This is a genomic window from Methylomonas defluvii (assembly GCF_033949435.1).
Classification (GTDB): domain Bacteria; phylum Pseudomonadota; class Gammaproteobacteria; order Methylococcales; family Methylomonadaceae; genus Methylomonas; species Methylomonas defluvii.
Map to the genome: position 1 here is coordinate 18,237 of NZ_JAXARY010000013.1, position 19,196 is coordinate 37,432.

A 19,196-nucleotide genomic window follows, 5' to 3' on the forward strand; every position below is an offset into this window, starting at 1 on the left:
AAGATATAGAATTTGGAGTTTTTATGAAAATCCGCCCATTTTGGGTGCTTGCGCATCACTATACCGGTTTAGCGATGCTCATATCGGTGACAGGCGTCATCATCTGGTTAAAGACGCGCCGTTAATGTCGAGACCACGATTACCCAGACACAAATCGAGCTATCAGTCTTCGCTGTCAATCGTCGACTGGGAACAGTGCATGGCGAAAAATCACGCATCATGGTTGGTGATGTTTTCCATGTTGGCGTTTTTTGTGTTGCCTGCATGTAATTCGACGCCAAAGCGCGACCCGAGTGCTTTGGATATTGCATTGCCAGCACAATGGCAAAGTCCGGTACCGCCCGGTGATCAATCAGTCACCCATTGGCTAGCCACCTTTAATGATGGGCTATTAACCGCGCTGGTGGAAAATGGCTTGAGACAAAATTTTGATTTGCGTTCCGCCGCTGTCCGCATCGATGTCGCCAGGGAACAGGCTACAATTGCCGGTGCCGGACGATTGCCGCAACTGTTTTTTGCACCGGGCTATCAGCGTGGCAAGGATGGTTTGAATAGCGAGTCCGGTCAGTTTCTGGCCTTGTTCAACTTAAGCTGGGAGCTGGATGTGTGGGGCCGTATCAAAGCCTCTCAACAAGCCGCGGTTGAAGATGCGGTAGCGGTAAGTAAAGACTATCAAGCCGCACGTTTGTCGTTAGCGGCACGGATTGCCCAGGTGTACTTTCAATGGACTGAGGCCCGCTTGCAAGCCGAAGTGGCGACGCAATCGGTCAAAGATCGTGGCGTGATTGTGGAACTGGTACGCGGTCGTTTTAACAAGGGATTAACCCGTGGCCTGGATTTGCGGCTGGCTTTGACCGACCTGGCCAATGCTGAAGCTCAGTCCGCGCAGATGCACAATGATGTGCAGATTTTGCATAAGCAGTTACAGGTGTTGCTGGGACAATATCCGGGTTCCGATGCCATGGCGATTTGCGATCAGGCGCATGAATTCGCACCTACCAAGATACTGCATTTATCTGAACCGCCTGCAACGCTGACCGCCGGTTTGCCATCGGAATTGCTCAACCGCCGACCAGATGTGGTTTCGGCATTTAAACGCCTGCAAGCCGCCGATCAACGCCTGGCCAGCAGCGAGAAAGCCTTGCTGCCGCGCGTCACCTTGACTGCCGCCGGCGGCAGTGTGGGTCCGGCCTTGGCCGACATCGTCGATCCGCGCGCCGCCGCCTGGAATCTGGTCGCCGGTTTGGCGCAGCCTTTGTTTACCGGCGACCGCTTGCAAGCGGATATCCACCTCAAACAAGCCAATGTCGAAGAGGCCTATAACCAATATCAAAGCGTGGCCCTGAATGCTTTTCGTGAAGTCGAGCAAGCCTTGGCCGCCGAAAGCCGTTTGCGCGAACAGGAACAAGCCTTGCGCGAAGCCGTATCGCAAACCGAGGCCAGCCGTAAATTGGCGGTATATTCCTACCGGCAAGGACTGATCGAGATTTTGACCTTGCTGGACAGCTACCGCAGTACCTTGAATGCGCAAAGCGCCCATTTGGCGGTACAGCGGCAATTGCTGACCAATCGGATTGGTTTATATCTGGCGTTGGGCGGTGCAGTATGAACTGGTCGTCTGCATCCCTCAAAACCGTGTTGCCTGTCGCCGTATTGCTGGCAACAGGTGTGGCCAGTTGGGCCGTGTTTGCCTTGCGTACACAGCCTGAGCCGCAAGCCAGTGTTTCGGCCATTCCCGAAGTCAGCGTACTGCGCGTTGAACCGCAAACCCTACGCCTGAATGTGCAATCGCAAGGCGTGGTTACACCGCGCGAAGAAATCGACCTGGTCAGTGAAGTAGCCGGTAAAGTGGTGCAAACCCATCCAGCCTTGGTAGCTGGTGGCTTCTTCAAAGCCGGTGAGTTACTGCTGAGCATCGATCCCCGCGATTACGATTACGCCATCGTCTCCGCTCAAGCCCGCATCGCCGAAGCCAAGCGAGTATTGATTGCCGAACAGGCGCAAGTGGAACAAGCGCACAGCGAATGGCAGGCCTTAGGCGATGGTGAAGCCAGCGAACTGGCCTTGCGCAAACCACAACTAGCCGAAGCCCAGGCTAAATTATTGGCCGCTCAGGCCGATCTGGCTAAAGCTCAACTCAACCGCAGCCGCTGTGAGCTGCGCGCGCCGTTCGCCGGTCGGGTGCTGACCAAACAAGCCGGCATTGGCCAGTTTTTACCAGCGGGGGCTACGGTAGCGCGGATTTACGCCAGCGACAAGGCTGAAATCCGCTTGCCGGTCAGCAGCGAGCAATTGGCGTTTTTGAATTTGCCCTTAGCCTTGCCGCATAGTGATGCCAGCTTGTGGCCTAAGGTGACATTGAGCGCTGAACTGGGTGGCAGCCAGCACCACTGGCTGGGCCAGATTGTCCGCAGTGAAGCGGCGGTGTCCGAAGACAGCGGCCAGTGGTATTTGGTGGCGCAAGTGGCCGATCCTTTTCAAGCGATTGCCAATCGGCCACCGTTGGTCAAAGGCTTATTCGTCCATGTCGAGATTGAAGGTGAGGAACGCTCTGATCTGTATCGCCTGCCGCGTAGCGCGGTCAATCCGACTCAGACCGTAAAACTGGTGAATGCCGAGCAAAAGCTGGAGATTCGATCAGTCGAAGTTTTACGTACCGACGCCGATTCTGCGGTGATCAAATCGGGTCTAAAAACCGGTGATCGCGTCATTGTCTCGGAACTGCCGATGGCGATTGCAGGCACAGCGGTGAAGGTCGTCAATGACTAAGCGCCTGCGCACTACTAATTTACCGTCCTGGTTTGCCGCCAATCCGGTCGCGGCCAATTTGTTAATGCTGCTGATCATGAGCGGCGGCCTGCTGGGTATCGCTGCGGTGGATAAGGAAGTGTTTCCCCGCTTTAGTCCGCAGCAAATTGAGATTAAGACCGAGTATCCCGGCGCCGGTACCGCGGAAGTCGAAGAGGCTGTTTGTATTCCCATTGAGGAAGCCATTTACAACCTTGCGGGCGTCAAACACTTGCATAGCGAAATTCGCGGCAACGAGTGCAGCGTTCAGGTTGAAATTTTCCCGGACGTGGCTCGCGAACAAATGATCGCCAGCGTTCAAAGCCGGTTGCAAAGCATCACCCAACTACCTAAACAGCTGGAAAAAATCCAGGTGCTACCGGCCGACCGTAAAGACGACGATGGCGTCATTTGGGTGGCATTACACGGTAATATCGATGCCTTCAAGCTGCAGAATTATGGTGAACAGATCCAGCAGCAATTGGCCGCCATTCCCGGCGTCAGTTTGGCAAAGAATTACGGTCAATTGCCGTATGAAATCAGTATTGAGGTGCAACCGGAACGCTTGCGGCAATATCAACTGACGCTGGATGAAGTCGCGCAGGCGGTGCGTCAGGCATCGGTCGATTTACCCGGTGGTGTCATCAAAAATCCGGACGGCGAGTTGGTGCTGCGGGTTAATCAGCGCGCCAAACAAGCCGACGCCGTCAGCCGCTTGATTGTTAAAACCCTGCCCGATGGCCAAAAACTCCGCCTGGATCAAATCGCCGTGATTAAAGACGCCTTACAGGAACGACTTTGGGCTTGGCATCACAATGGTGAAACGGCTCAGGGCTGGGAAGTACACACGGCACGAGACAGCGTGGCGGTCGCCCGCCAGGTCAAAGCCAAAGTCGAACAATTGCGTCAGCAATTACCGCTGGGTTTGAGCTTGATTACCTGGTGGGACGATTCGCAAGCTTACGATGAACGTATCGACACCTTGCTGGAAGACGGTTTGAGCGGGTTCTTGCTGGTGTGTCTTGTGTTGTCGCTGTTCCTGCGGGTACGGGTGGCGTTGTGGGCCGGTGTGGGCATTTTCACCTCAGTGCTGGGCGCATTCTGGTTGATGCCGGCGCTGTGTGTTTCCTTGAATATGTTGTCGTTGTTCGGTTTTTTGCTGGCGATGGGCATTCTGGTGGATGACGCCATCATCATTGGCGAGAGCGTGCATAGTCATCAAAGCAAAGGAGCGTTATCACCGTTGCAAGCCACCATTCAAGGTGTGCAAGACGTGGCCTTGCCCGTCATTCTGTCGGTATTGATTGTGCTGGTTGCCTTTCTGCCGGGACTGTTTCTGCCCGGTTGGGGCGGACAGATGATGAAACCGATTTGTCTGGTGATGATTTTGACTTTGGTGTTTTCGTTGGTCGAGGCCTTGCTGATTCTGCCATCGCATCTGGTCAGCGTTATCGAATCAACCGCCCAACAGAATTGGCTGCAACACATTCGGCAAGACATGAATAACCGGCTGGATCGTTTTGTCGAGCGGGTCTACCGGCCGTTTCTGGAAACCGCCATTGCCTGGCAATATCTCACCGCTTCGGTATTTTTTGGCTTGATTGTGTTTTGTGCGGCGCTGGTTGCCAGCAATGCGGTGCGCCACTCCATCAATCCCGATGTCACCAAAGACAGTTTCTGGGTGTCGATGCAGTTACCGCAGAGTGCGCCGTATAGCGAAGCCAAGGCGTTGGCAACCAAGGTGGAACAGGCTCTATTCAGTTTGCGCGATGAATTGGATCAAGGCAAAACCGAGAGCGTGATTGTCGGGGTGGAAACCATCATCTGGGAACACGGTGGCGGTATATGGCTGGAGTTTTCGCCAGAGGGTCGGCAACACGTCAAAGTGGAAGATTTTATCAGCCAGTGGCGTGAGCGTATCGGCGACATCGGCCGCGGCAAAGTGGATTTCATCTACAAAGAAGGCGATGAGCCTTATGACATCGAGTTGTTGCTGGGTGGTAACGATAGTCAGGCCCTGACGGGTGCGGTCGAGCAACTGAAACAGCAGCTCAATACACAACCCGGTGTCTATGACGTCATCGATTCCAGCGAACCCGGCAAACCGGAAATCAAACTCAGCCTCAAAGCCAATGCCGAACGTTTGGGATTGAAACTGGAGCAACTGGCCGAACAAGTCCATCACGGCTATTACGGCGACGAAGTGCATCGCTTTCTGCGGGGTCGTAGCGAGGTCAAGGTGATCGTGCGCTATCCGCTGTCGGAACGGCAATCATTGGATACCCTGAAGCAACTGCCGATCCGCTTGCCGAATGGTGTCCTGGCACCCTTGAGCGATTTGGCCGAGTTGACATTGACTCAAGGTTATTCCAGCTTGGTACGGGAAGACCGGCAACGGGTCATCAAAGTGCAGGCCCGCGTGAATCCGACGCAGGCCGACGCCAATACCTTGTATGCACAACTGGAACAAACGCAGATACCGGCCTTGCAACAAGCCTTCCCTGGTTTAGGCGTCAAAATCGGTCAACAACGCCAGGAACAGGAAGCCATGCTGGCGGCTTTTGCCAAAAACACCGTGATGGCCTTGCTGGTGATTTATGCGCTGATTGCCGTGCCGTTTAAATCCTATTCAAAACCCTTGATCTTTTTGCTGGCAGCTCCCGTGGCTTGGTGCGGCGCAGTATTGGCACATTGGGCGTTTGGTTTGCCGCTGTCGATGGAATCCTTGGTGGGCATGATTGCCGCCAGCGGCGTGGTGGTCAACGACAGCCTGGTACTGCTGGATTATATCCGCCAGCACGGTGAGGATGACCAGCCAGTTGAGCGTTTGATCGTCGATGCCTGCAGCTCACGCTTTCGCGCCATCCTGTTGGCGTTTCTGACCAACTTTGCCGGTTTCCTGCCGACGCTACTGGAAACCAGCCCGCAAGCGCAGTTCCTGATTCCGATGACCTTGTCGCTGTCGGCCGGTTTGCTGATCGGCATGGCCGCCAGTTTGATTCTGACACCGGTGTGCTATGCGATTTTGGCACGGCCAGAGTCACATGCCGATTTACAACCTTTTACCACTATCCCTATTGATTCCAATCCGTCGCTTGCTCAGCCGGCGGATCGCCATGCCTATAACCATAACGAGCACTAAGGGAGGAGAAGTCGCATGTTAAGCAAACCCCGCAAGAAAGCAAGGCTCGAACCACCCATGGTGGTGCCTGCCGAACAAGCCGCCGATGTGTTTCCGGCCGTGCGTTACTTTCAGATTCATTTTGAGTTTCTGCAGGAGCAGATTCAGTTGATCCTGAGCAATCAGGAGTCGCTCCAGCAGCAACTGAAACAGCTGGAAAGTCGCTTGCCGCGCACCGCCAACGGCCTGCGCCTGAATGCACCAGGCAAAAGCCCGCTTGAGCGTCTGACTACGGGACATACCGTGCCAGACAAAGACGCGCCGGGTCTTAATCTGACCGGTGGGCGATGAACTTGGGTATGTGGCAATCGATGACGCAAACAGGGAGGCTGTCGATGACCCAGCATTCGTTTATCCAAACGGCACAAGGCTTGCCGGATCCACATCAATTTTTGGTGTCGGCACCGATGCCCAGCAATCGCTATCGACGTTCCGCTGCGGTGACATCAGCCGTGCTGGTTGCCGCCTTGCTGCACGGCGGCTTGTTGTTCTGGTATGTATCGCGTCCCGAACCACTGCCGTTTTCGGCGGCAGCGCCGTTGCCGATGATTTCAATGGAGTTGTCGGCACCGCCGTCGCCAGTCGTCAACCAACCGATTGCGCCACCTGAGCCACCGAAACCCATAGCTCCGCCGAAGCCGGACAAGCCCAAGGTCAAACCGAAACCGAAGCCCAAACCGTCGGAACGGCTGATCAAGCAGGTGGAAGAGCGTAAAGCCGTGGAACCGGAACAGGTTGCACCGGCGATGCCCGCTACGGCTGCGCCACAAACCCTGAACCACAATGCCTTGGCGGCACCGCGCAATGATACCTATGTGCCGGCGGACAGCAATGCCGCGTATCTGAATAACCCCAAGCCGGCATACCCGATGATCGCCCGGCAACGCCATTGGCAAGGTACGGTGTTGCTGCGGGTCTATGTCGGCGCCGATGGCAAAGCTCTGCAAGTCAACCTGCAGCGTTCCAGCAATCACGACACGCTGGATGAATCGGCATTAGATGCGGTGAAGCAATGGCGCTTTGTACCTGCCAAACGCGGCGATACGCCGGAACCCTGCTGGGTGACGGTACCGATTGTCTTTGAACTGGATTGATGAACCTCCCCCAAGAGGTACGCAGCCCGACCCGCCTACCTGGGGCGGACAACACGGACGTTGATAGGCCTGGATTAAGGATGATCCAGGTGCTGCATGGATGTTTGGCCAAGCCAAGATTTTAAAAATAAAACAATAACGAGAACTTTATGGACCACATTTTTAGCTTTTCCGAAACCGCCATCGTCGATGGCACCCTGTGTATGCTGGGCTGCTTTTCCCTGGTCACCTGGAGCGTGATTTTATTGAAAGCCGGGGAAATCACTTGGCACCGCTACCGTAACCATAAACTGCTGCAAGGCTTGAGTGGTGCTGTATCCCTGGAAACCTTGGATGCCATCGACAAGCATCCGGAAAACCCCTTGGCGGTTCAAGCTGGACGGGTACTAAGCGTCGGTAGGCAAACCTATGCCCGCGCACAAAGCCTGCCGCATGACCGGCAAACCCAGCACGCCGCCTGGCACGAACTGATCGAACGCGCGTTGCGTCAGCAAATTCAAAAGGAAAAAGCCTTGCTGGATTCTGGCCTAGGCTGGTTAGCCAGTATTGGCAGTACGTCGCCGTTTATCGGCCTGTTCGGCACGGTCTGGGGCATCATGCACGCCCTGAAAGACATCGGTGCGCAAGGCAACGCCAGTCTGGAAGTGGTCGCAGGCCCGATTGGTGAAGCCCTGATTGCCACCGCGTTGGGCATTGCCGTCGCGATTCCGGCGGTAATTGCCTACAACTTCTTCCTGCGCCAAAACCGTCAGGTACTGGCCAGCCTGGAGCATATCGCGACCGACTTTTTGCGCAGCTGTATCGAAAACGACTTAAGCCAACCAGCATCACAACCTCAGGAGATCTAACATGGCCATGCAATTTCCCAGCGAAGATGAAGGCGGCGAAATGAGTGACATCAACGTCACGCCCTTGGTGGACGTGATGTTGGTGCTGCTGGTGGTGTTTATCGTCACCGCACCGCTACTGACCCAAGTCGTCAAAGTCAAACTGCCCAAAACCGAACAAACCGAGCCGACCCCGGATAAACACGTCGCCATTCTGGCCGTGACGGCCAGCGGTGAAGCCATGCTGGATGACAAACCCATTCCACTACCCAGCCTGGAAACCGAACTCAAATCCCTGCAACAACGCGATCCCGACATCAGCATCCAGCTGCAAGCCGACAAGGCGGCGGTGTTTGAGTCGGTGGCCAAGGTGATGGCTAGCGCCCAACGTTCGGGGGTCGGCAAGTTGTCGTTTGTGACGGTTGAGCAGTAACTTACTTGTTAAGGCATCCACTCTCCAGGTTCTAGTGAACCGTATTCCACTCCCTCCAAGCTCTTTCACAATCTGGACGTATACAGATTGGCGTGCCTCTGTGCGGCGCGCCTATTTTAATCATTCAAAATGACCTATCCAACTGGCTAGTCGTTTTCTAAGCAAATACGCGGTATTGGCATTTCTTAAAAGTTTGAATGCCACGATCGACAAGCCTTCCCGAGATAAGTGACCAATTTAGGTCATTTACCGGCCGGGACATTACTACTTAGTCCCCCTAGCATAGCGTTCACAGTCGTTAACCAACGCGGAGAACATTATGTCAACACTGGATCACGATCTTGCCAGGCTAAATTTCGAATATTTACTATTGGCGCGCGAATGCGCGCGTAGCAATCCGGTTGAGGCTGCCTGGCGCTTTGACATGGATCGTGGGCAAACTGAAATCCTTGCCACGCTGACAATAGAGAAAATCAGGGAACTTGCCGACAACTGCCGTGCTGCCGTCAAGTTGCTACCATTCAAAAGCCCTGAAAACGTATCTGTTGGGTTGTATTCCGCCATGTTGCCAACCGTTGCGGAGAGTGTGTAAATGATTCGATTGTCATTCGATAGTGCGGCGAACTTTGGCAACGACTTGATCACCGCTGAGCAATTGATTCGATTGGGTGCCCGCCCACCCATTGTCAGTACCTTATGCAATTTGAGCCGGAAACTGGCCATTCGCATTTATAAGAACATACATCAACACGCCCCCAAGCAAGGTATGTTGCCCTACGATACCTCATGGATTGTCCGTTCGACAGCGAATAACATCCATGCGTCAATTTTTCTGGGAATTCGACACGATCTATTACTCCTGTCGAGTCCAGCCGATTTGAGTACCTGTACTTTCATCACCGCTTATCAACTTTACGGACGAGTTATCGCTAAAACGCCGCCAGCCCATAACAAAACTTACCAGGATGGCAGTCAATCAATACCGTTAGATATTAATCGCGCTTGGTTCCTGAGCAGACAACTCGACACGAGCGATATCCAGTTCAAGACGTGCTATCGCTGCCAAGCACGTTATCTCGGTATTAAAAATCTTCCTACTCCGTTTTACCAATGCCCCATTTGCGATGTCTGGACTGATCGATCTGGGCGTCGGCGCTGGATAACCGTCAAATCACAAATGACGAATTTAAAAACAAACAAGACGTTCGGTTGAGAACGATTCAATAGCTGCTTAGGAGAAAAGCGCGTGTATATCGTTGTCAACACCATCACCGAACTGAATACCCCTAAATCGTGCCACGGTAAAAGTCTGGCCAGATTAGCCCGTGAATGCTTGGCTAATCATCAAACACTGACGCTTGATTTTGAAGGTATCAAAACGATTCCTGAGAGTTTTTGCCACGAATTATTTTTGCCGCTGGTCGCGGAATTCGGGGCGGATTATCTGAAAACCCGATTGATGGTCGCGAATATGACATCGCACATTGACGACCTCATGAAAGCCGCCTTTGGCAATTTGGATGCTTACTTCGAAAAACGCACGAATATCCACGATGAAAATTGCGACGAAGACATCTATTCCATGAACCTGGCCTGGCTAACGAAGTCGCGCGAAATTACCCGAGAAAATCCCATATTAGCGGGATTAATTCTAGGAATTGACGATGAAGACATGCTGAGCGCGTTAAGTCAGCTGTCATTTGACGATATTCAATACCTCGCACAGACTAACTGGTTGTGCTTCTCGCCTCGCTTCTCGACCCATTTTATCCAAACCATGGAAAGTCATCAGCGGCAACCGGTTGAGATCATGCTGGGTTTCAGCGGTTCTTCAAACTGAGATGAAGGAGAAACGATGCTGAAAAAATATAAACAACTCGCTCTGGCAATGGAACTGTTAAACCGGCAAGCACGAGCCACGATTGTGCAACAGGTAACCGGATTGCCGATCAAAGTGATCCGAAAAACCTATAAAGAACTCCATGGGCGTTCATCTGGCCGTGGTTCTTTGAAATTTTCCACCCGTGGCGTCACCAGTAGCAATCTGAAATTTAAAGAAGTAACGCTATTTGCCGTGTGCTTTCGGGCGTTTGACAATAAGCGCCTGGAAAGCCATGCGCATCGAGTAATTGCAGCTTTTGATATCTACAAACAATCCAATCCTGCCGGCCAATTGAATTTTTCTGACGCCTGGGTTATTGCCCAAGACTTAAGAGATAAAACCATTCAAATCACCAAATGTCCGCACTGCCAATCCTGGGTGTTGCTGAATGCTCGAGAAGATTTGTCCGAACGTTGCGGGGTTTGTAAAGCCAATATGGAATCTCGATAAATGTCTTGATTCCTTGGTACTGCAGCGTTGGGGCCAGATTAGAACATGTCGAAAGAGAAGTCGCCAAGCATTTTACCTAGATTCATTCGGCTAAGAGATGCGCCATTTTATTTGGGCATGGATCGGAACCGTTTTAATAGCCTTGTTCGTCCCAAACTTACAGAGGTCCCAATCGGTAAGCAGGGCATTGCATTTGACAGGCTTGACTTGGACGCCTGGGCGGACGACTATATCGCCCGCAACGGGCGTCTTGATCAACCTAATGGAGGTTCATCATGGGACGCAAAAAAACACCAGGGCTCGTCAAACGTGGCGATTGCTGGCACATCGACAAACAAGTCCGAGGCCGACGCCTTTGCGAAAGCACTGGCGAAAGCGACCTTGGCAAAGCGGAAGAGTATCTCGCCCGCAAAATCGAAGAAATCCGGCAAGCCTCTGTCTACGGAGTAAGGCCTGTCAGAACTTTTCGAATGGCGGCGACGAAATTCCTGAATGAATCAACCAAGCGCAGTTTGGATCGAGATGCAGATTGCCTAAAACAGTTGGATTCATTCATTGGCGATATGGATATCAGTAAAGTGCATATGGGTACGCTCCAACCGTACATCGAGACTAGAAAGATGCACGGGATAAAAAGCGGAACAGTTGCTCGAGATTTGGCTGTTGTTAGGCGAATTCTCACGCTATCAGCGCGAGTTTGGCGGGATGAAAATAATTTACCCTGGATTGATACGCCGCCTTTGTTACAACTGCCGGACTGGGAAGATTCTGCTGAACCTTATCCATTAACCTGGGAAGAACAGAGGCGGTTTTTCAAGCTAATGCCTGATTATCTTCACAAGATGGCGCTCTTTAAAGTAAACACAGGTCTGCGTGAACAAGGTGTTTGCTGGCTGAGATGGGATTGGGAAGTTAAGGTTCCTGCTCTAAATACATCGATTTTCATAACACCTGGCAAACCGGTTGCTTATGACGATGGTATTTGGCCGGGAGAAAAAAACAAGGAAGACCAAATCGTCGTTCTAAACCGGATTGCTCAATCGGTCGTGGATGGGCAGCGAGGACTTAATTCCAGGTATGTTTTTCCCTATAAAGAAAAGCGCTTGGAACGAATGCACACCACGGCATGGAAAAACGCCTGGAAAAATGCAAGTCTGCCTTGCAATGGTTCTTTCAATAAGGGGCCTCATAATTTGAAGCACACTTTTGGAAGACGATTGAGAGCCGCAGGAGTTTCATTTGAAACCCGTAAAGTGCTTTTGCATCATACGACGGGGGATGTTACCACGCATTATTCTTCGGCTGAGCTGAAAGAATTGATTGATGCGGTGAACAGTATTTGCGACATGGGAAGTGGTGTTTCGCTTACCGTGCTGAAAAGAGCAAAAGCTGGTTAGGATAAAAAATCCCAGGTCACGCAAAAATCACGCAAGGTAAATTTTGAGCATAAAAAAACCAGTTGCCCGCGAAAGTTAACTGGTTGATTTTACTATCGAATTGATGGTGGGTCGTGTGCGATTCGAACGCACGACCATCGCATTAAAAGTGCGGTGCTCTACCGGCTGAGCTAACGACCCCCTGAATGAGCCGCCCATTATACTCAGAAATATTAGCTTTGCAACGATTAATTGTAATAAATACAAAAATAATATCTTCCTTTCCTAAATGGTGCTGGTCACCTACTCTTTTACCGGCCTTTTTTCCAGCTTTCTTTGCAAGGTTCTTCTGTGCATATTCAAGGCTCTGGCGGCAGCTGAGATGTTACCGTCGTGTTGCATCAGCACCTTTTGCAAGTGTTCCCACTCCAAGCGCTTTACCGATAGCGGATTGTCACTGATGGCAACTGACGCATCGCCTTCGTTTTTATATAAGGCACTAACAATCTCATCGGCATTCGCCGGCTTGGTCAGATAATGAATCGCGCCCAATTTGATAGCCTCCACAGCGGTGGCGATACTGGCGAAACCGGTCAGCATGACGATTTGGGTATTGTCATCTAAAGAAATCAGTTTCTTGACCATTTCCAAACCGGAGTCAAAACCTATCCGCAAGTCGATTACCGCGTATTCAGGCTCGGTTTGCTCCGCCAGTTTCATCGCCGTATCAACATCATTGGCGACAGTCACTTGAAAATTGCGCTTTTCCAACGCCGGCTTCAACACCGAACAAAAGGTGACGTCATCATCGACAAGCAATAAATTGGGCTTATCCATAGGTAATTGGTTCATGCATACTCTCCTTAGCTAAAAGCGGCAAACTGATTTCAACGCAAGCACCGCCCGACTCTAAATTACTGAACTGTATTTTACCGCCGAGTCGCTTGATAGTGGTATAAGTCAAAAACAAGCCAACTCCCATACCTTGCTTATTGCTCTTGACCGGTTGGTGTCCGGCAAACTCGATAAATTCAGCCGGCAAGCCTGGACCGAAATCCCGGATTTTCAAGTTTAGCGTTGCTTCATCCCATTCCACATGAAACTCGATGCCCGCATCGACCGGCGATGCCTCGGCAGCGTTATTTAGGATATTAATGATGGAGTGAGTCACCGTACGTTCCGCAATCACGCGCGCTTCCATATCCACATTCGGCGAAATAAATAGCTTGAGCCTGGTAGCGGCTTTATGCGTGCGCCACTGGCCTAATACTTCATCGATATATTCGCTCACCAGCATCACCTTGCCGGATTCCGCCCGCATCTCGCCGGCGGAGGCCGACATCACCGACAAAGCTTGTTTGCAGCGATCAATCTGCTGCTGCACAATCATCAGTTTTTGATGCAGTTCCGGATAGCGATGTGCCGACAGCTCTTCCGCCATCTCATGCGTCAAAATGGCGATCGTGCCCAGCGGCGTACCCATATCATGCGCGGCGCTGGCCGCCAAGGTGCCCAGGGACACCACGCGCTCGTCGCGTAGCGCACTCTCGCGGGCATCCGCTAAATTACGCTCCCGCTCTTTCAAGGTCTTGGACAGTTCGACCACAAAAAAGGCGACTAAGCCGGCGCTAAACACAAAACCAAACCACATACCGAATACATGCAGATTGAAATAACGCCTGTCGTTCATCAAATGCATTTGCAGGCTCATTTCCGGCGTCATCTCCGTCATCGCCGGATGGGCCATGTGCGGCTCGACAGCCGGCAAGGGTACGTTGTAGGCAATCAGCACCGTATACACGCAGGAGGTAATGATCACCATATTCCAGGCATAAGCCTGCGGCAGCATGATGGCAGTTACAATCAAAGGCAGCAGAAACACCCAAATGATCGGGTTTGACGCGCCGCCGGTCAAATAAAGTAAATAGGCCAACGCCAGTACATCCATGCATATTTGCGAAAAAATCTCGTGCTCGGTAACTTCTTCCGGCGTCCTCAGCCGTAGCCAGGTGTAAAGATTAAGTATGGAAATCGCAAAAATCGCCAGCCACAGCTGGTTTTGCGGCAAATTAATACCCAGGCCGTTCACTGCAATAAACACCGCCACCGTAACGGCAAACAGCATCAAATTTCTAAGAATGTATAACCAACGCAGGTTTTCGCGAATGGATATTTCGGCTTTGGGCAGAATGTGTGAAAGCATAGAAACAACACTAAATTGAAGAAAGCATCGCAGCGATATACGACCGCCGCTTGCTTAAGAAGGTGGAAAGCCGACCAAACCTGGATGGCGGCCACCTAAGTATTCAATCGATTTTTGATAGCAACCTTCACTCCAACCGCTACATGCCATGGCAAATAAGGAATTAGGCTAGTCGCTTACAAGATCGAAAGATAATCTACGAGCTGATCTTTTAGGAACAAGCGTCACGATCTGACGAATCATGCCCTCCCAAAAAATAGTGCGGCATATCACGCACCAGCCAAACGCCAGCCGCCGTTTTTATCCACCCACCTCATGCTCAGCCAGTACCAAAACGTCATAGGCAGCATCATCGCAAACCATTCCCAATCGTCGATCAAAAATAATTTGGCAACCCAACCGTTGCCATCGAAATAGAGCGGCCAAGGCACACAGTAAAGAGTAAAAACAATACTACTCCAGATCAACAGTAACGCGCCTTTGCGGGTTTCTATACTCGACAGGGCCAGGAACACCCACAGCGGGGTTTTATCGGTTTTTTGCATACATCTCTCCACAGAAAAATCTCGTGCCAACCCAATTAGCGGCGCAACAACCTAACAATAAACGACTAGAAAATAAAGAAATTCCTGATCAAATCCACCAAAACAAACTTCACCACCAAGCGGGGATTATCTCCCAACAATTGAACTGTGTTATTTAAAATAAGCGCATGCGCTATTTCGCTGAATTTCGCCAGCCGCTCACTCATGCCATCCCAGGAAAAATAAGCAGCAATACAATGATATTTATATATTTTATTAAGTTGGCCCGCTATTCGCTGTAACTAGTGTACTTGCTTCGTGGTTTGCTTTCCGAAAAGCGGTTAGTAGGTCTCTATCCCTGCCATGTCTGCCGCTGGCGGAATGAGCAAATCTCTGAAAGCAAGCATTGCCACACCCGTCGTGAGGCGGGGCCGGAAAATCACGGTTCTTAAAAAACGATTTAAAGAAGGCCGGATTGCCCCCATGCGCGCCATGGGCGAGGGCAAAGTTTGGCTCGCTGCTGTTGGTCAAGTTTTGTCAGTTTCGCTGTTACCTTTAATTCCAATAACAAAAGAGGACGATCATGATCTTTCATAAAACGGCTATAGCAGCTATTTTGACAACTGGCCTGGCGGCTGTTTCCAGCCAAGCGTTCGCGCACTCTTACTACAACCTGACCGGCGCGGGCACAGTAGCCTCCGGTAACTCCGCCATCGGCTTCGGCATCGCCAACAGCATCAACGGTACAGACGGTGTATCTGCAAACTCCAACGGCACCAATAGAGTCGCCAACGGTACCAACGTTTATACAGTCGGCGACTTAAACGCGAACACCTTAATTCCGGGCACAGGTACCGCGGCTGAGACAGCCACAGAAGTAGCAGGCAACCTGCCCTATATGTGGTATTCAGGTCAGCATACAACAGCTACAGGTTTCACCAAACGCGAATTACATACCGGCTCCAGCGCTACAGACAACGATGGCGCACTGACAGCAAATCTTATTAACTCAAACCCTAGCTTCGGCACCAACACTATCGGTAGCTTGTGGAAAGCTTACTCGGACAAAAACGGCGGCACCAACGCCGCCACCTGGGGCACCATCATGGCCGACCTACCGGCTGATGGCGACCATCCTTACTTGGCGGTAGCAGGCAATTCAGCTTCAACCGGCCTGGGACTGGACTACGGCTTGATTCATATTAGCTGCGGCGCAAACACAGCAAGCGCTAACTGCGCCAGCGCGGGCAATATCAAAACCACCATTACGGTGAAAAACGACGCCGATTACAGCCAATTTAACGGCTTATTGGACGTGGCCCTGTATCGCAATGTGGACAGCAGTTCCACATCTGACCGTAACGCGGCTGCCACAATCGGCGAAACGGGCCTGCAAGGCTCAAGCTTGGGCGAAGCTATCTGGACAGCCAGCATGAGCAGCACTTCCGACACCTTGTTCTACTCGTTTGTGTTCGACCAAGCCGAGTGGAATGCCACAGGCACACCCGGGCTGCACACCAATGGCTTTTATACCTTGGTGGTCGGCGCGCACGGTGGCGGCGCGCTCGATGGCGTGACCTACGACGTACTGGTTACCACTTCGGCAGTGCCTGTTCCAGGCGCAGTCTGGCTGTTCGGCAGCGCGATGGCCGGCTTGATCGGTTTCGGCCGCCGCAAACAAGCACTAGCGGCTTAATTACCCAGCGGGATTGCCGCCAAACTACGGCAATCCCCTCACCAAGCGCTGTTTAACAACAGGCTTTAGCTCATATATTTGATTCAATAGAGATCCAAAATGACAGCAAACTTAACCTTTAAGAAACTAGCATTAGCCGGCGCCATGGGCGCGTTAATGTCGATCAGCGGCATGGCTAGCGCTCACGTAACCTACAATTTGGCTTCCGGAGATCCCTTACCGGACGGTTCTGCCGCAGGCCCATGGTCGGCCGGCGATCCAGGATATATTGGCAATTTGCCCGCCACCTGGGTAGCGATGATCCACAATGACGGCGGCGTTGCCAACTCGCAAACCGCCAGCGGCCACGGCATAGGCATGGGCGCCAAAGCTTATAAAGACGGCGCGACAAACTGGGGGCATACCGCCGATTACGGTTTGTTTGAATTGCATGCCGATGCGGAAGTGACCATCACCGTATCGTCGGACGGCTCCAATCTGCGCCCGGCTTTTGGTTTGTGGAGCGGCTGGGATACCGCGGGTAGCAGCAGTCGTCATCAAGAATACCTGAACAACGGTGCTCTGAATCCCATGGCTGCCAGCCCACTTGGCACAACGCTGGCTTTGGTTGACGCAAACGCCTGGGCCTTTGCAGCCACTCAAGGCACCACCGCCAGCGCGACGCTGACCCGTTTCCTGACTGCCGGTACTTACACACTGATTTTGGGTGGTTACGACGGCACGGTAGGCGGCGCCAATCTGGCCTATACCGCTACCATCTCCGCCGCCGCATCACCGGTACCCGTACCCGGTGCGGTTTGGCTGTTCGGTAGCGCGATGGCCGGCTTAGTCGGTTTCGGCAAACGCAAAACCACAGAAAACGTCTGAGACGTATCTATGTCACTTAAAGCTGATTTTTAACCCGGCGCCCTTAATTACCAGTGTGATCAAGGGCCAGGTTAATCAGCAAGAAATTGGATCGGTTTCGGTCAAGGATGACCGGGGGCACGGAAGCTCCATTTTTACAGCCGTTTGATCGTAGTCTACTTGATCAAAAAGCTTGAACAACCCTGCCCATTCGCTTCATTCGTAACTGAACGCATCGATATACGGCGCTAAAATCGGTAATACGGGTTCGTAAAACTTTTCATAGTGCTGCCAACGCGCCACCGAGCGCGAATAAATCGGCTGAGCGACAGCGGCAAAACTCGGCGTGGCAATGTAACGGCCCTTAGCCTTTTCATGAAACGCGCTAACTTCGGCCACCCATTCCAAATCCAATAAGGCAAACACCCGGCGAAAACTGTTTTCGAAATCGTTGACCGTGTCCTCGTAACGCAATTCCATATAACGCGGCTGCATCATCGGCTTTATGTAAAACCACAGATCCATTACGGCCGCATATTGCTTAGCCACACCTTCCCAGCTCAGTAGATTGACTGTCACGCTAGACGGCTTAAACGCCTGCTGGAAGCAACTCAAACACACATCGCGCGGATCGCGTAGCGCAAAGATAATCCTGGCCTCCGGAAATAGGCAGCTAATCAGGCCAATATCGATACTATTTAGCGCCACTTTGTCGATAAAGCATTTATTCAAGGCATGCGCGCCGTATTCTTCGCCAACCCGCCGCCAATAGTACGCACGTAACTTTCGGACATCATCCAGACCAAGCTGGCGGAGGGCGGCCGGAATGTCTTCTCGCACACCGCTCAACCTTTGCAGCTCTTGAATCAAACCATGAATCAGATCATTTTCATCGGAGGTAAACACCTCGGGATGCGCCGCCAGCACTTGCTCGGTCAACGTCGTGCCGGAACGCAAAAAGCCCAGCAGAAACGTCGGGGCCGGCAAGTTATCGGCAAAGTCGCTGAGAGCCCATCGATGCAGTAACGCCTGATCAAAGCCCTGCTTGTTACGTTGAATCGCACGAAATACCTGTCCGGCGTCAAGTGAGCTGAGTTCAGGTAATTGCTTATACAAAGCCTTAGCTTGCTGGCAAGCCGCAAACGATGCATCGTATTCTTCCAATTTATCCAACACCCCGACCAACTCCTGCCAGGCGCGTGCGGTCTGCTGCATATTGCGATTGGCGGCTATCACAGCCTGAAAGCGCTGCTTGGCTGCCGGCAAACGGTTTAAATGCGCTTCCAGCACCGCCAGCATATTATTGCAGGCCGGATCATCCGGACGTAACTCGCAAACCTTGCTGGCAAAAGGCAAAGCCTCTTCGAATCGATTAACCCGCGTCAAATACAGGGCGCGATTATTCAGCGCGGCAGGGTTCTCAGGTTCCAGTTTGACCGCCAACTCGGTCAGTTTCAGCGCCGTATCCAAGTCACCCCAGTGATGTAATTGCTCCGCCAACTCCAAAATAAAACGGATATTGCGGGTTTGCTGAGCGTCAATTTCCAGTTGCTGAGCAGCCTGCTGTAGATAGGCCAAGCCTTCCCGGCGCTGCTGCTGCCAACACAAAGCCTGTCCCAATCCGGCCAGTGCTTCTGCATGATTGGGTTGGATCGCTAACACTTGCCGAAACCCATGCAACGTACCCGCCATATCGCGCCGGGCCACGGCTTGCCAGGCTTGCTTTAAGGCCGCGTCCACACTGGGTTGAACCGGCCTCGCCGCCGCTTCGGCTTGCTTTAAACAACAGGCTTTGTATTTTTTACCGCTGCCACATGGGCACGGATCGTTACGGCCAAATTTAGCGTTGGCGGCTGCTGTATTTTTCATATCGTTCCCTGACGAAGTTTGGCATTGA

General features: G+C 52.2%; 18 protein-coding genes, 1 tRNA gene and 1 riboswitch. Of the genes, 14 read left to right on the forward strand and 5 right to left on the reverse strand.

What is annotated here, in order from left to right:
- Window positions 1–199: 199 nt before the first annotated feature.
- The 12 genes from QLH52_RS14325 (at window position 200) to QLH52_RS14380 (ending at window position 12,051) form a co-directional block, all read left to right on the forward strand.
- Window positions 200–1,609, forward strand: coding sequence for an efflux transporter outer membrane subunit (locus QLH52_RS14325; RefSeq protein WP_319962016.1), 1,410 nt, complete (start codon window positions 200–202; stop codon window positions 1,607–1,609).
- Window positions 1,606–2,769, forward strand: a complete 1,164-nt coding sequence (locus QLH52_RS14330; RefSeq protein WP_319962017.1) for an efflux RND transporter periplasmic adaptor subunit — start codon at window positions 1,606–1,608, stop codon at window positions 2,767–2,769. The genes QLH52_RS14325 and QLH52_RS14330 overlap by 4 nt, the downstream gene beginning before the upstream one ends.
- Window positions 2,762–5,929 (forward strand): efflux RND transporter permease subunit, encoded by a 3,168-nt coding sequence (locus tag QLH52_RS14335; RefSeq protein WP_319962018.1) that lies wholly within the window; start codon window positions 2,762–2,764, stop codon window positions 5,927–5,929. Before QLH52_RS14330 ends, QLH52_RS14335 begins: the two co-directional genes overlap by 8 nt.
- Before the next feature lie 15 nt (window positions 5,930–5,944).
- Window positions 5,945–6,259, forward strand: coding sequence for a hypothetical protein (locus tag QLH52_RS14340; RefSeq protein ID WP_319962019.1), 315 nt, complete (start codon window positions 5,945–5,947; stop codon window positions 6,257–6,259).
- 44 nt (window positions 6,260–6,303) lie between these two features.
- Complete coding sequence (locus QLH52_RS14345) at window positions 6,304–7,062, forward strand: energy transducer TonB (protein WP_319962020.1); 759 nt, start codon at window positions 6,304–6,306, stop codon at window positions 7,060–7,062.
- Window positions 7,063–7,211: 149 nt separating this feature from the next.
- A complete protein-coding gene (locus QLH52_RS14350) occupies window positions 7,212–7,910 on the forward strand; it encodes a MotA/TolQ/ExbB proton channel family protein (protein WP_319962021.1) in 699 nt (232 codons plus the stop codon).
- A 1-nt stretch (window position 7,911) separates the two neighbouring features.
- Entirely contained in the window at window positions 7,912–8,322 is a 411-nt protein-coding gene (locus tag QLH52_RS14355) for an ExbD/TolR family protein (protein ID WP_319962022.1), read from the forward strand.
- Window positions 8,323–8,641: 319 nt separating this feature from the next.
- The gene (locus tag QLH52_RS14360; protein ID WP_319962023.1) at window positions 8,642–8,914 is read left to right on the forward strand and encodes a flagellar transcriptional regulator FlhD; all 273 of its coding nucleotides are present in this window, start codon (window positions 8,642–8,644) and stop codon (window positions 8,912–8,914) included.
- Window positions 8,915–9,535, forward strand: a complete 621-nt coding sequence (locus QLH52_RS14365) for a FlhC family transcriptional regulator (protein WP_319962024.1) — start codon at window positions 8,915–8,917, stop codon at window positions 9,533–9,535.
- A 33-nt stretch (window positions 9,536–9,568) separates the two neighbouring features.
- Window positions 9,569–10,162: an STAS-like domain-containing protein gene (locus QLH52_RS14370; protein ID WP_319962025.1), complete on the forward strand. Its 594-nt coding sequence runs from the start codon at window positions 9,569–9,571 to the stop codon at window positions 10,160–10,162.
- Between the two features lie 15 nt (window positions 10,163–10,177).
- Window positions 10,178–10,654 carry a FlhC family transcriptional regulator gene (locus tag QLH52_RS14375; protein ID WP_319962026.1) on the forward strand — a complete coding sequence of 159 codons (477 nt, stop codon included), beginning with the start codon at window positions 10,178–10,180 and terminating at the stop codon, window positions 10,652–10,654.
- Between the two features lie 275 nt (window positions 10,655–10,929).
- The gene (locus QLH52_RS14380; protein WP_319962027.1) at window positions 10,930–12,051 is read left to right on the forward strand and encodes a tyrosine-type recombinase/integrase; all 1,122 of its coding nucleotides are present in this window, start codon (window positions 10,930–10,932) and stop codon (window positions 12,049–12,051) included.
- 104 nt (window positions 12,052–12,155) lie between these two features.
- Here the strand turns inward: QLH52_RS14380 and QLH52_RS14385 are convergent.
- The 4 genes from QLH52_RS14385 to QLH52_RS14400 all read right to left on the reverse strand — a co-directional run bounded on the left by QLH52_RS14385 (window position 12,156) and on the right by QLH52_RS14400 (window position 14,778).
- Window positions 12,156–12,231 (reverse strand) — tRNA-Lys (locus QLH52_RS14385).
- A 102-nt stretch (window positions 12,232–12,333) separates the two neighbouring features.
- Entirely contained in the window at window positions 12,334–12,882 is a 549-nt protein-coding gene (locus QLH52_RS14390; RefSeq protein ID WP_026603562.1) for a response regulator transcription factor, read from the reverse strand.
- Window positions 12,860–14,233 (reverse strand): ATP-binding protein, encoded by a 1,374-nt coding sequence (locus QLH52_RS14395; RefSeq protein WP_319962028.1) that lies wholly within the window; start codon window positions 14,231–14,233, stop codon window positions 12,860–12,862. The genes QLH52_RS14390 and QLH52_RS14395 overlap by 23 nt, the downstream gene beginning before the upstream one ends.
- A gap of 269 nt (window positions 14,234–14,502) precedes the next feature.
- Window positions 14,503–14,778: a hypothetical protein gene (locus QLH52_RS14400; protein ID WP_020483075.1), complete on the reverse strand. Its 276-nt coding sequence runs from the start codon at window positions 14,776–14,778 to the stop codon at window positions 14,503–14,505.
- 377 nt (window positions 14,779–15,155) lie between these two features.
- Window positions 15,156–15,240: riboswitch (cyclic di-GMP riboswitch) on the forward strand.
- Window positions 15,241–15,340: 100 nt separating this feature from the next.
- Here QLH52_RS14400 and QLH52_RS14405 point away from each other — a divergent pair.
- Together QLH52_RS14405 and QLH52_RS14410 are read left to right on the forward strand one after the other, a co-directional pair.
- Window positions 15,341–16,453 carry a hypothetical protein gene (locus QLH52_RS14405; RefSeq protein ID WP_033158424.1) on the forward strand — a complete coding sequence of 371 codons (1,113 nt, stop codon included), beginning with the start codon at window positions 15,341–15,343 and terminating at the stop codon, window positions 16,451–16,453.
- A gap of 99 nt (window positions 16,454–16,552) precedes the next feature.
- Entirely contained in the window at window positions 16,553–17,320 is a 768-nt protein-coding gene (locus tag QLH52_RS14410; RefSeq protein WP_033158423.1) for a hypothetical protein, read from the forward strand.
- Window positions 17,321–17,515: 195 nt separating this feature from the next.
- On the opposite strand, the gene QLH52_RS14415 is transcribed toward QLH52_RS14410, so the two are convergent.
- Window positions 17,516–19,168 (reverse strand): tetratricopeptide repeat-containing sulfotransferase family protein, encoded by a 1,653-nt coding sequence (locus tag QLH52_RS14415; RefSeq protein WP_319962029.1) that lies wholly within the window; start codon window positions 19,166–19,168, stop codon window positions 17,516–17,518.
- Window positions 19,169–19,196: the final 28 nt, after the last annotated feature.

Bases quoted from the DNA above. Each gene is read 5' to 3' on its own strand.
- QLH52_RS14325 (WP_319962016.1), top strand. From the start codon at position 200: ATGGCGAAAAATCACGCATCATGGTTGGTGATGTTTTCCATGTTGGCG.
- QLH52_RS14330 (WP_319962017.1), top strand. From the start codon at position 1,606: ATGAACTGGTCGTCTGCATCCCTCAAAACCGTGTTGCCTGTCGCCGTA.
- QLH52_RS14335 (WP_319962018.1), top strand. From the start codon at position 2,762: ATGACTAAGCGCCTGCGCACTACTAATTTACCGTCCTGGTTTGCCGCC.
- QLH52_RS14340 (WP_319962019.1), top strand. From the start codon at position 5,945: ATGTTAAGCAAACCCCGCAAGAAAGCAAGGCTCGAACCACCCATGGTG.
- QLH52_RS14345 (WP_319962020.1), top strand. From the start codon at position 6,304: ATGACCCAGCATTCGTTTATCCAAACGGCACAAGGCTTGCCGGATCCA.
- QLH52_RS14350 (WP_319962021.1), top strand. From the start codon at position 7,212: ATGGACCACATTTTTAGCTTTTCCGAAACCGCCATCGTCGATGGCACC.
- QLH52_RS14355 (WP_319962022.1), top strand. From the start codon at position 7,912: ATGGCCATGCAATTTCCCAGCGAAGATGAAGGCGGCGAAATGAGTGAC.
- QLH52_RS14360 (WP_319962023.1), top strand. From the start codon at position 8,642: ATGTCAACACTGGATCACGATCTTGCCAGGCTAAATTTCGAATATTTA.
- QLH52_RS14365 (WP_319962024.1), top strand. From the start codon at position 8,915: ATGATTCGATTGTCATTCGATAGTGCGGCGAACTTTGGCAACGACTTG.
- QLH52_RS14375 (WP_319962026.1), top strand. From the start codon at position 10,178: ATGCTGAAAAAATATAAACAACTCGCTCTGGCAATGGAACTGTTAAAC.
- QLH52_RS14380 (WP_319962027.1), top strand. From the start codon at position 10,930: ATGGGACGCAAAAAAACACCAGGGCTCGTCAAACGTGGCGATTGCTGG.
- QLH52_RS14390 (WP_026603562.1), bottom strand. From the start codon at position 12,882: ATGAACCAATTACCTATGGATAAGCCCAATTTATTGCTTGTCGATGAT.
- QLH52_RS14395 (WP_319962028.1), bottom strand. From the start codon at position 14,233: ATGCTTTCACACATTCTGCCCAAAGCCGAAATATCCATTCGCGAAAAC.
- QLH52_RS14400 (WP_020483075.1), bottom strand. From the start codon at position 14,778: ATGCAAAAAACCGATAAAACCCCGCTGTGGGTGTTCCTGGCCCTGTCG.
- QLH52_RS14405 (WP_033158424.1), top strand. From the start codon at position 15,341: ATGATCTTTCATAAAACGGCTATAGCAGCTATTTTGACAACTGGCCTG.
- QLH52_RS14410 (WP_033158423.1), top strand. From the start codon at position 16,553: ATGACAGCAAACTTAACCTTTAAGAAACTAGCATTAGCCGGCGCCATG.
- QLH52_RS14415 (WP_319962029.1), bottom strand. From the start codon at position 19,168: ATGAAAAATACAGCAGCCGCCAACGCTAAATTTGGCCGTAACGATCCG.